The following is an 11,610-nucleotide window of genomic DNA, read 5'->3' on the forward strand; positions in this document are numbered from 1 at the left end:
AAAAAATGCCCCCTATAATTAAGAAAGGCACGATACAATTTTAAAACTAAAAATAACTACGCTGCTTTTTCAGCCTTATTTTCAGCTTTTTTCTTAATGATTTGGCGTTTTAACAAACGGACACGTTGCGACAATTCTTTATCATCAGCTTTAACCAAAAAGCTATCAAGCCCACCACGATGCTCAACAGAACGCAAAGCACTTGCCGAAATGCGCAAGCGATAGCTTTTCTGCAATACTTCCGAAATCAATGTCACATTGCAAAGATTTGGTAAAAAACGACGACGGGTTTTATTATTCGCATGGCTAACATTATTGCCATAAAGAACCATTTTTCCTGTCAATTCGCAGGCACGAGACATAAACTTCACCTTCAAACTCTAAAAAACTCTTAAATCCCAACACCCGAAAAACAGAATAAACGCAAAAAACGCAAAACATCCCTTAAGCGGGCTCATTGAGAAGTTATGTTTTTAATAGGGTGTCGATAACAAAAGGTCAAGTCTTTTGTAAATCCTTTTGCATCTCTTGTAGGCTAATTTTTGCATGCTTTCCCATAAAAGACGTACACAATATTTTTTTTAACGCTTAACCATGCTAAAATGATATACACCGTTGCTGCAAAGGAAGCATTAATCATGGGTAAAGCAGATCTTTTTATGACAGAGCTTCAACAAAAACATATCCGTTTTTCTTCTCTTTTGTTCGGTACTTTATGTGTGTGTTTTTTTCTTCTCTTCAGTGCACTAGGTGTTTGGCAAATACAACGATTAAACTGGAAAACCAATCTTATCGCCAGCGCTCAACAACGCATTCATTTGCCCCCAATAAAAGCCCCCCCAAAAAATCAATGGGAGCACGTTACTTTTGAGAAAGATGAGTATCGACCTGTCATCATCACAGGAAAATTTTTGGCAAATAAGAACATTTTAGTCACGGCTGTCACTCAAGAGACCACCGGTTACTGGATCCTAACCCCTTTACAAACAACCGACAATGCATTGACCTTTATAAATCGTGGTTTTATCCCCATGGACGCGCGCCATTACTTTCACAACGCAGAGCAATCATATGCGGATGCCTCAACACATCAATATTCTACGCAACACAAAGAGCAAACCACGATAATAGGTTTATTACGCATGAGCGAAAAAAATGGCTTCTTTCCACGCAAAAATAACCCTGATAACGATCTATGGTATACACGCGATCTTCCCGCTATGGCACAAAAACTTGGTCTATCAACTGTTGCTCCTTATTTCATTGACGCTGGAAAAAAAACCACCACACAAAAAGATCTACCCATCGCTGGTTTAACTGTCATACATTTTCAAAATAATCATCTTGTCTATGCAATCACGTGGTTTATTTTAGCCGCTGGTGTTCTAGGTGGTTCTCTTTTCCTATTGCAACAAAAGCGCTAAATAAAGACAAAAAACAAGACATTCCTCCATGAAATATGACTGTTAAACGACCTTTCTTTAAAAAGCGGCTGCCCTTCAACAAAACACATTCTCATACTGTTATGTTGAGAATTTCATACCCCCACTATTTGCTTTCTCAAAAAACAGCATACGACACCAACAACCGCACACGCGCAAACACCCTTCTTACACGTTCTCTCTTTAATATACAAAAAATGAAAAGAAAAACACCCAACTGCAATTCCCCTGCTCGCACAAAGTACTCTCTCAAATACTATCACAAACAAACTTTAAACAGACTTATACGAATAATGCCGAGCAATTGAATTAATATTGCCACGATAAATGCCAAGATCATTCAATTCATACGTTGAAAGATGGCTCAACGCATTAACTGTCCGCCGATAACGGCGCCAATTACTATAAGAACGTAAAATATTCATATTTTTCACCTCAAAACCTTATTTGACTCTCAATAAGAAACAAGATAGGGGAAATTATAAAAAAGAGTTGTGCTATAATTTCATAATAGATATGCGCCTATAACATGAAGAGCTTCTTTTATTCGAAAGAGAAATCCAGCCAAAACCACTAATGGCGAAAATGCCGCACGCCTGTAAAAATCATCGCCAAACCATGTGCATCCGCTGCAGCAATGACCTCTGCATCACGCATGGATCCGCCCGGCTGAATAACCGCTGTTGCACCTGCTTCAGCAACTGCCAATAGACCATCTGCAAAAGGAAAAAATGCGTCCGATGCTGCCACCGACCCTTTTGTGAGAGATTCTGTTAAACCCGCTCTCTGCGCAGCTTCTTCAGCCTTACGCGCGGCAATTTTAGCTGAATCAATACGGCTCATTTGGCCGGCACCAATTCCAACTGTTGCACTATTTTTTGCATAAACAATAGCATTTGATTTAACATGTTTAACGATCCGAAAAGCAAATTTAAGATCACGCATTTCATCTTCGTTTGGTGCCCGCTTTGTGACCACTTGTAGTTTGAGATCATCGACCACCATATTATCACGCGACTGGACTAAAATTCCGCCCGCAAGTGTTTTTGCAATAATCCCTCCACAACGTGGATCAGGTAAACCACCTGTTATCAACAAACGAAGATTTTTTTTTCTCGCAATAATTTCTTGTGCGCCCATTGTTGCACCAGGAGCAATAATCACTTCTGTGAAAATTTTAATAATTTCTTCCGCACATTCTTCATCAACGGGTTGATTTAAAGCAATAATTCCACCAAATGCCGACACATTATCACACAGAAGAGCCTTCAAATAAGCCTCTTTTAAACTCTTCCCTTCTGCGACACCACAAGGATTGGCATGTTTAATAAGGGCAACAGCAGCAGTTTTTTTTGGATCAAATTCTGCCACAAGTTCAAATGCTGCATCTGTATCATTCATATTGTTATAAGAAAGTTCCTTACCTTGCAAAAGTTTAGCCGTTGCAACACCAAAACGTTTCTCACTATTGCGGTAAAACGCCGCCTGTTGATGCGGATTTTCTCCATAGCGCATAACGCTTGCAAGATGACCCGAAAAACTCTGCCAAGATGGTGTTTCAATCTTCAAATCCTTTGCAAACCATGCCGCTATGGCCGCATCATAAGCAGCAGTATGTGCAAAAGCCCGCATTGCTAATTGGTGTCGCATGGATAAACTTAAACACCCATCATGCTGCTTTAATTCAGCGAGAATCAAATCATAGTCACTCACTGCTGTTACAACACCAGTATAAGCATAATTCTTTGCCGCCGCACGAATCATTGCCGGCCCACCAATATCAATATTTTCGAGAATGGTTTGTCCATCAGCACCAGATTGAGAAGTCTCTTTAAAAGGATAGAGATTCACCACCAGAAGATCGATTCCATGGACACAATGCTTTTCCATAGCATCCCTATGGCTAGGATCTTGTCTTACGCCTAAGAGAGCACCATGAATCAAAGGATGAAGTGTTTTGACACGCCCATCCATTATTTCCGGAAACCCAGTAACTTCAGCAACATCTTTTACCACTAAACCAGCAGCCATTAAGGATTTTGCTGTTCCCCCTGTTGAAATCAATTCAACACCGTAAGCGTGAAGCGCTTTTGCAAACGCAACAACACCTGTTTTATCAGACACGGAAAGAAGAACACGACGAACCTGATGAAGATCAGGCATGGGAAAATTTTTCGCAACAACACCCATAACAGGAATCCTAAAAATAAATCGAGAAAAATATGCTTATGTGCTTTATAGCACACGCCTTTATCAAAATATACCGAGAGGATAAAATGATTTTCTTTTAACACACAACGAATAACTTTCACTTTATCAGTATCATAAAAAAGTGCATCATTGCTCCAATTGACGGCGTACAAAGCGCCAACGAACCTTTTCTTGAAATACAGGACGAAAATACAAAACAATCTGTTGTGTTCGTTTCGGACCTGTTAATCCGGTAAAATCAATTGAATCTTCAAGAAAAATATCAGCATCAAGCGACATAAAATACCACTCTTGACCATCTCTAGCGGCTAAACGCACACCGTAGCCATCATAATTAACTTCAATTTGCGGATGAATATGAAACCGAACGGCAACATTATTCTGTCCATTTTGTCCTTCCCGATATCCTTTTGATTGACATTTGTTTGGAATAAAAAAACGATCAAAACCTTCAATCATTGCACCATTTGTCGCTAAAATAAGACCGCGTTCGTGAACAAGATTAAAAGGTCGCACATAACCATTATGGCTGGCAATAAAACCGGTCTTTTCTGAATCTTCTATACGCCGCACTTTAACATCCGTTGCTCCACCCAGTAAAAAGGAAGTACCACGGTTCTTTTTTTTACGAAAAACTCCTACCGAACAATCATTAACCGTCGCTGTCGAGTGTGCTGCAGTAACACGTCCGAAATGTCGGTACTCCGCACTCCCGTAAGGATTAACACCCGTATTAATAATAAAGCGGCTCCCGTGAGAAGACATTTCAAAAGATAAACACCCAGAACAAGCATGCTCCGCAGCAAAACGTGGCGGAAAAGAGCCTGTATCTGCAAGAACTGTTGTTCGATTAGCCTGTAAGCGCTGAAATCCTGAATAACGTGCATAACTAAAAGGATGTCCAACCGTTTCATCAAGATCTAAAACTGCTAATAAACGTTCAGAAACAAGAGGTCCAACCCCATTAAAATGAGCCAATGTTTGATCTTCATGAATAAAAAATCGCAAAGCAGGCAACATACGTTCAATAGAATCGGTAAGAATACGCGGCGCTGTTTCATGGCTATGCATAAAAAGATGACGCAACGATAACAAATCTGATAATAAATTTAACAAGATGAGAGGGCTACGCGAAATATGCCCACCATCGACCAAAATCTGACGCGAAAGCTCCTTTGTAAGAGTGGCTTGCGCCTTTTTCTTCATTGCTGCAGAAACAGGCAAAGCGAGAGATGCAAATGTCAAAGCCACCGCTGCGTGTAAATGCTGATCATTGTGTTCCATGCCGCAAATCACTGTGCGTAAATAGCGAAATTGAAAACCAAGCGCACGCAAAAAACGCTTTTCAAACCGCTCACTTGCCCCCTCCAACAACATTTTCGAATGACAAATCCACGAAATCAAACGCCGTGCCACAACCGATCCACTCCAAGGCAGCCCTTTTATTTTCTTACCACCATGATCAAGCCAATCTTCTAAGAGAGAACGCGCATGTGCTACAGCTAAATCACTTTTCGCTGCCGTCATATGTCGCAGCCAATGAAAATCATGCAAAGCTGCTTCCCATTCTGGCGTTGGTGCAGCTAACGAAAAAGGTGAAACAGCACCAGAATGAACAACATGGCCGGCAAAAGCAAAACGACCATGATAAAATTCATGCGCCATCACTGGATCAGCTAAGTACAAATCAATAGGGTGCGCTAAAATTTTATGAGGACGAAACCCCGAAAACCGCCAACGAAACAGGGGGCCAACTGATAAGCGCCGCATAAATTGGTGTGCTATATACACAAAGTCCGACGCCTTTACCTGAGAACCTTTTACCGCAATCGCCACAATCTCATCTCCGTACGTACCAAATCGTGTGTAATTTCAGCCATTTTAGTAAATGAACCGTTAATTAAGCCACTTTTCGGAAACGCGCTGCAAAAAAACCATCCATTCCTAACAACATTTTTTTCTCAGCATCAAAATTTTCATAACAAAAATCAGCAGGCGTTGTGCGCAAAATCCCCCTGGAAGAAAGCAAATGCGCCAGTTCCCCCATTTCTTCTTTACAAATAGGCTCTAAAACAATGTCACCACGCGCCGATAAAATTTTCTTAACAACATCTTCACCTTCTTCTTTTGCCAACGAACAATTAGAAAAAACAATGCGACCACCTTTCTTCACCAAAGCAATTGCCGCTAACAGCAAATCATATTGCAACGCAGCAAGTTTGACGACATCGTCCATCGATTTTGTCCATAAAATATCTGGATGACGACGTATTGTTCCTGTAGAAGAACAAGGAGCATCAAGAAGAACAGCATCAAAAAGCTGAACAGGATGAAAATTTCTCACATCCCCATGCCACGTATGGACTGAAAAATGAAGCCGCTTCATATTTTCCTTTAAACGTTTTAACCGATTAGCAGACATATCAACAGCTGTCACATCAGCTCCTTGCAAAGCAAGTTGCGCCGTTTTCCCTCCAGGGCTCGCGCAAAGATCAGCAACCCGTTTGCCCCGAACACTTCCAAGTAAACGAACAGGCAATGCTGCTGCAAAATCCTGAACCCACCAAGCTCCTTGCCTATATCCTGGTAAATCCTGAACAGCACACCCTAAATTGCTTAGCCGAACGGAATTATTGGGCAAAACAACACCTCCAAGCCGTTTAGCCCATCCAATACTATCAGATTTCACAGTTAAATCGAGAGGCGGCTCAACACTTTGGATTGCCAAAATCTGATCAGCCTTTTCTGCTCCATAGGTTGACACTAATAGCTGTCCAAACCACGTTGGAACCCCTTCAATGACAAGCGCTTGCTGACGTAACACATCCGCCTCACGCGCAACATTACGTAAAAGAGCATTCACCACCCCTGAAAAACGGCAAAGACGGGGATCAATTTTAGCCATACGCACGGCTAAATCAATCGTAGCATGATCAGGGATATCAAGATAAAGAATTTGTGCCACACTGATATGCAAAAGATGCTGAAGTGAAAATGCTTGTGAAGGCAACGGTCGTGATAAAAAGCGCGATAAAGCAGCTGAAATTTGCCCCCGATGACGCAACGCTGCCCCCAAAATAGCTCGGCACAACAAACAGTCCCGATGAGAAAGCCCTAAATACTGTGGATGCCCGTGCTCATTATCCATCAAACCAGACAAAGACGCCTGTCTATCAAGCACCGCCCCCAAAAGACGAACACACACCTGCCGTACAGCCAATCCAGGAACATGCTTTTCAGACATACACCCCGCTTTCATACGTTTCAATACAACACCCTGATACCTTTTCTTCCTAAAGATTCTTCCTAAAGAGCTTTATGATCAAGGTTTCTTTGAATTTTCATAACGAAGCCAAGAGGGACGCTTTGTGACTCGTTGAAAAGCATTTTTTTCCTGCAAACCACCTTCCTCACGCCATTTCATATTTTTGACCATTTCTTGCTTCATCTCTTCTGCTTGCCGATGAAGAGCAGCAATACGATTCTCTGTCGCTGGATGCGTAGAAAAAAGGCTATCAGCTCCCTCACCACTTAAGGGATTAATAATAAACATATGTGCTGTTGCGGGATTATGCTCTGCTTCTTCATTGTACTGCGCACGTCCACCACCCGCAATTTTACGCAAAGCTGAAGCCAAACTTAGAGGATTACCACATATTTCAGCCCCCCGCCGATCAGCAGCATACTCGCGCGTACGGCTAATAGCCATTTGTACCAGCATCGCTGCAAAAGGTGCTACAAACAAAGCAATGATACTCCCAATCGCCCCAGCACCATGAGAATGTTCTGAAGAATTACGCTGCCTCCCCATAAAAAAAGCAAAATTGCCAAGCATCGAAATCGCTCCAGCAATTGTTGCTGCCAGAGTCATTGTTAAAGTATCACGATGCTCAATATGCGCTATCTCATGTGCCATAACGCCTGCAATTTCCTCTGCACTCAACCGCTCTAACAATCCGGTACTTGCAGCAACAGCTGCATTTTGAGGATTACGTCCTGTAGCAAAAGCATTTGGCTGTGCACTCTCAATAACGTAAACTTTTGGTTGAGGAAGAGAAGCTTTTCGAGCTAAATCACTTACAATCTGATAATAAACGGGTGATGAATTATGATCAACTTCACGCGCACCATACATGCGTAAAACAATTTTATCCGAATTCCAATAAGAAAAAAAATTTAAACCACTTGCCATCAAAAGCGCAATGATCATACCATTGCCCCCTCCAATCAGAAACCCAACTCCCATAAAAAGAGCAGTCATAAAAGCCAAAAGCATAGCTGTACGCATTATGTTCATTACTAAAAAAACTCCATGATAAAAATCAATCAATGCTATATGATGGGGCTTTCTTTCTGTTTCTTCAATGGAATAAGTATAAAATGAATAAAAAAGACGCGAAAATAAACAAACAAAAAGCAATGGTTTATAAACCGCAATCCCTCTCTCCCGCAGCACAACGCGCCCTCCATGAAGCTGCAGAAAGGCGTAAAAATGAAAAAAACGAAGACAAACCTTTAGAAAATGGAGGACGCGGCGGCAAAGACCCTTCACGCTATGGAGATTGGGAAATTAGAGGCCGCGCCATTGACTTTTGAAAGTTTCACATTGATTCTTTAAAAATCAACGTCCCTTATCGAGAAAATTCGTTTTTATCGATAAAAATAAAAGGTGGCTGTGTTTTCTATAAAAAACTCAAAATACGCTTAACTTTGTTTTTAGAGTAATCATGCTTCTGCAGCTGCAGCTTCTTCAGCAGATTGTTTTGCAGCGGCTATGCGCTCTTGCGCTTTTTTGCCAGGTTCACCTTTTTTTGGATTATTTCGAACTGGGCGCTTTTTTAAGCCAGCAGCATCCAAAAACCGTAAAACACGATCTGTTGGCTGTGCTCCTTGACCAAGCCAATACTGAATACGCTCTTCATCAAGTTTTACACGCGGTTCATCTTTAGGCAACATTGGATCCCACGCACCCACACGTTCAAGAAACCGCCCATCGCGCGGACTACGAACATCTGCAACAACAATATGATAATAAGGACGCTTTTTTGAACCTCCCCGGGACAAACGAATTTTTAACGCCATATTTTATCTCCTATAATCAACTCTGGCTTTCGTTTTAAATTACTTGTTTTGTTTTTTGCTCTTCAGCAATAACTTCATGGTTATGTACAACTTCTTTAATGATAAATTTTAAAAATCTTTCTGCAAAATCGGGATCAAGATAGCTTTCTATAGCTAATTGCCGCAAACGTGCTACCTGATGTTTTTCACGCACAGGATCTACTGTAGGCAAATCATAACGTGCCTTTAATCGTCCAACAGCATTCGTACAGCGAAAACGCTCTGCCAAAACATGAATTAAGATTGCATCAAAATTATCAATGGACGTTCGTAAACGCGCTAATTCGTCCAATATCTTTTCCTGCATCATACTTCCTTTTTTCTTTGTATTTTATTTTTTCTTGGAGCTCTGAGGAAAACTTTCCCTATCGACAATGCCATTTGAAAAATCAGGAAATGTAGATCCACGGCTTGGGAGACCGGGTAAAACCTTCCCTCCATTACCATTATCAATTTGCTTTTTAAGTGTTGAGAGCTGCTTTGGATCAAATCCTGATAAATCGGGAAGTGTTGCAGAATTTCCACCAACTGCTCCCATACCACCAAACCCCATTTTTGCGCCAATTCCTCCTAACATTTTTCCCATCAAACCGCCTTTTCCCTTACCTCCCATGGCTTTCACCATATCAGCCATTTGTCGATGCATTTTCAAAAGCTTATTAATATCAGCAGCGCTTGTACCAGAACCTTTAGCAATTCGTTGCTTACGGCTATGTTTCAAAATTTCAGGATTAGCACGCTCACTAGGCGTCATCGACGAAATAATAGCCAATTGACGATTAAATAAACGGTCATCAAGCCCCGCAGCAGCAATTTGATCTTTTACCTTGCTAAAACCCGGTAGCATTCCCATCAAACCACCCATTCCGCCAAGTTGTTTCATTTTTTGCAATTGCTCTGCCAAATCATTGAGATCAAATTTTCCAGCCTGCATTTTTTTTGCAAAAGCAGCTGCTTTGTTATAGTCCATTGTTTCAGCAGCTTTTTCCACCAAAGAAACAATATCGCCCATCCCGAGAATACGATCAGCTATACGACTTGGATGAAACTCTTCTAAAGCATTTATTTTTTCACCGGTTCCGATTGCTTTAATCGGCTTTCCCGTAACAGCCCGCATTGAGAGAGCAGCACCACCGCGCCCATCACTATCCATCCGTGTTAAAATAATTCCTGTAATTCCCACACGCTCATCAAAAGAACGGGCAAGGTGAACAGCATCTTGACCTGTAAGACTATCAGCAACCAGCATAACTTCATGAGGAAATGAACAAGCTTTAATCTCAACCAACTCAAGCATTAAAGCTTCATCGATATGGTTACGTCCTGCCGTATCAAGAATCAGCACATCATAAGCACCTAGTTTTGCTGCCTGTACCGCACGTGTTGCGATATCAACGGGAGACTGACCGGCAATAACGGGTAGACTGGCAAGTTGTGCTTGTTCTCCTAATTGGCGTAGTTGTTCCTGTGCGGCAGGACGGCGTGTATCTAGTGACGCCATTAAAACTTTTTTATTATGTTTGTCAGTGAAACGTTTTGCAAGCTTTGCTGTTGTGGTTGTTTTTCCAGAACCCTGCAAACCAATCATCATCACAACAACAGGCGCTGGTGCGTTTAAATCACTCAAAGCACCTTCATCACCAAGAATACGAACCAGTTCGTCATGAACAATCTTAACAACCATTTGACCAGGTTTAATTGATTTAACAATTTCGGCTCCAACAGCTTTTTCACGAACCCTATCGGTAAAAGAACGCGCAACATCAAGTGCAACATCGGCCTCTAACAAAGCACGACGAATTTCGTGTAGCGCCTCTGCCACATCCTGATCTGATAAAGCACCACGCCCCGTCAAATGAGACAGTATGGAGCCAAGCCGCTCTTGTAAGGATTCAAACATCATCTACCTCATTGCTGCATAATAAACAAACCAAAATGGCACCCGAGAACGCATCGCGCCGTCGGATGTTGACCTCTGAGATTCCTTTATACCCTTAAGATGGGATCTCAGTCGGTGGCTCCAAGTTAATTTGGTCACTGAAAGCTTTCTCTTTCAAACAATAACCTTGCCCCTTTGTCAAGATTTATCATACAAAACCTTTCACATGAAGCAAAAATATAGCAGATTTTACACCTCAAAATTCTCAACCTCAACACGTATAAAATGACCTGTTTCCTGTTCGATAGTCCACAATTCACCACTTGAAATATCAAACCAAGCCCCGTGCAACGTCAAAATACCCTGATCTTTACGTATCTTTATCCAAGGAAATGTCTCTAAATTTTTCAGCGAATGACAAATAGAAAGTTGCTCTAATGTGGTCTGCTGCTCTCTAACAGTCAACGCTTTATTGCTAACTATTTTTTTTGCTGCTGGTACCAAAAGATTTATCCATTGACCAATAAAATCATCTGATGTTAAAGATCTGTATGTCTCCTTAAGAGCGGTATTCACTCCCCCACAATACGCATGACCCAAAACGATAATATGCTTAACCTCCAGCAATTGTACTGCGTATTCAAGACCTGCTGATGTAGCATGGTACTGTCTATCAGGAGAAAAAGGAGGAACCAAATTTGCCACATTGCGCAACACGAAAATTTCGCCTGGTTTAGCATTAAAAATTATTTCTGGCGCCGCCCGCGAATCACAACAAGCGATTATTAAAATTTCAGGTTTCTGCCCTTCGAGTGCTAATTTTTGATAATGTGCTGTTCTGTGTGAAAAGCAATGTTTTATAAAAGACCGGTAACCATTTAAAAGTCTTTCTGGCAAATGTGTCATTCTCTGTTTATTTTCCATCTGTATGCTTTTAAAAGCAAGCTATTAACACAA

General features: G+C 41.4%; 12 protein-coding genes. 2 read left to right on the forward strand and 10 right to left on the reverse strand.

Going from position 1 to position 11,610, the window contains the following annotated elements; all coding sequences use genetic code 11:
• Nucleotides 1–56 precede the first annotated feature (56 nt).
• Nucleotides 57–362, reverse strand: coding sequence for a 50S ribosomal protein L28 (gene rpmB, locus V4B17_RS06545; RefSeq protein ID WP_455479348.1), 306 nt, complete (start codon nucleotides 360–362; stop codon nucleotides 57–59).
• A 276-nt stretch (nucleotides 363–638) separates the two neighbouring features.
• On the opposite strand from rpmB, the gene V4B17_RS06550 reads away from it, so the two are divergent.
• A complete protein-coding gene (locus V4B17_RS06550; RefSeq protein WP_455479349.1) occupies nucleotides 639–1,424 on the forward strand; it encodes an SURF1 family protein in 786 nt (261 codons plus the stop codon).
• Between the two features lie 290 nt (nucleotides 1,425–1,714).
• Here the strand turns inward: V4B17_RS06550 and V4B17_RS06555 are convergent, their stop codons facing one another.
• From V4B17_RS06555 to htpX, 5 genes are all read right to left on the reverse strand, one after another.
• A complete protein-coding gene (locus V4B17_RS06555; protein ID WP_455479350.1) occupies nucleotides 1,715–1,867 on the reverse strand; it encodes a DUF1127 domain-containing protein in 153 nt (50 codons plus the stop codon).
• 148 nt (nucleotides 1,868–2,015) lie between these two features.
• Nucleotides 2,016–3,632, reverse strand: coding sequence for a bifunctional phosphoribosylaminoimidazolecarboxamide formyltransferase/IMP cyclohydrolase (gene purH / locus V4B17_RS06560; protein ID WP_455479351.1), 1,617 nt, complete (start codon nucleotides 3,630–3,632; stop codon nucleotides 2,016–2,018).
• Nucleotides 3,633–3,779: 147 nt separating this feature from the next.
• Nucleotides 3,780–5,489, reverse strand: coding sequence for a heparinase II/III family protein (locus tag V4B17_RS06565; RefSeq protein WP_455479352.1), 1,710 nt, complete (start codon nucleotides 5,487–5,489; stop codon nucleotides 3,780–3,782).
• A gap of 64 nt (nucleotides 5,490–5,553) precedes the next feature.
• Complete coding sequence (locus V4B17_RS06570) at nucleotides 5,554–6,921, reverse strand: RsmB/NOP family class I SAM-dependent RNA methyltransferase (RefSeq protein ID WP_455479353.1); 1,368 nt, start codon at nucleotides 6,919–6,921, stop codon at nucleotides 5,554–5,556.
• Nucleotides 6,922–6,975: 54 nt separating this feature from the next.
• Nucleotides 6,976–7,950: a zinc metalloprotease HtpX gene (gene htpX, locus V4B17_RS06575; protein ID WP_455479354.1), complete on the reverse strand. Its 975-nt coding sequence runs from the start codon at nucleotides 7,948–7,950 to the stop codon at nucleotides 6,976–6,978.
• Nucleotides 7,951–8,033: 83 nt separating this feature from the next.
• Between htpX and V4B17_RS06580 the strand changes: the two genes are divergently transcribed.
• Nucleotides 8,034–8,249 (forward strand): DUF1674 domain-containing protein, encoded by a 216-nt coding sequence (locus V4B17_RS06580; RefSeq protein WP_455479355.1) that lies wholly within the window; start codon nucleotides 8,034–8,036, stop codon nucleotides 8,247–8,249.
• Nucleotides 8,250–8,378: 129 nt separating this feature from the next.
• Here the strand turns inward: V4B17_RS06580 and rpsP are convergent, their stop codons facing one another.
• From rpsP to V4B17_RS06600, 4 genes are all read right to left on the reverse strand, one after another.
• Complete coding sequence (gene rpsP / locus V4B17_RS06585; protein WP_455479356.1) at nucleotides 8,379–8,735, reverse strand: 30S ribosomal protein S16; 357 nt, start codon at nucleotides 8,733–8,735, stop codon at nucleotides 8,379–8,381.
• A 34-nt stretch (nucleotides 8,736–8,769) separates the two neighbouring features.
• Nucleotides 8,770–9,081, reverse strand: a complete 312-nt coding sequence (locus V4B17_RS06590) for a chorismate mutase (protein ID WP_455480201.1) — start codon at nucleotides 9,079–9,081, stop codon at nucleotides 8,770–8,772.
• Between the two features lie 24 nt (nucleotides 9,082–9,105).
• On the reverse strand, nucleotides 9,106–10,674 hold the full coding sequence (gene ffh / locus V4B17_RS06595) for a signal recognition particle protein (RefSeq protein WP_455480202.1): 1,569 nt from the start codon (nucleotides 10,672–10,674) through the stop codon (nucleotides 9,106–9,108).
• Between the two features lie 228 nt (nucleotides 10,675–10,902).
• Nucleotides 10,903–11,559 (reverse strand): carbonic anhydrase, encoded by a 657-nt coding sequence (locus tag V4B17_RS06600; protein ID WP_455479357.1) that lies wholly within the window; start codon nucleotides 11,557–11,559, stop codon nucleotides 10,903–10,905.
• Nucleotides 11,560–11,610 lie beyond the last annotated feature (51 nt).

The sequence above is a fragment of the Bartonella sp. B23 genome (genome assembly GCF_053793815.1).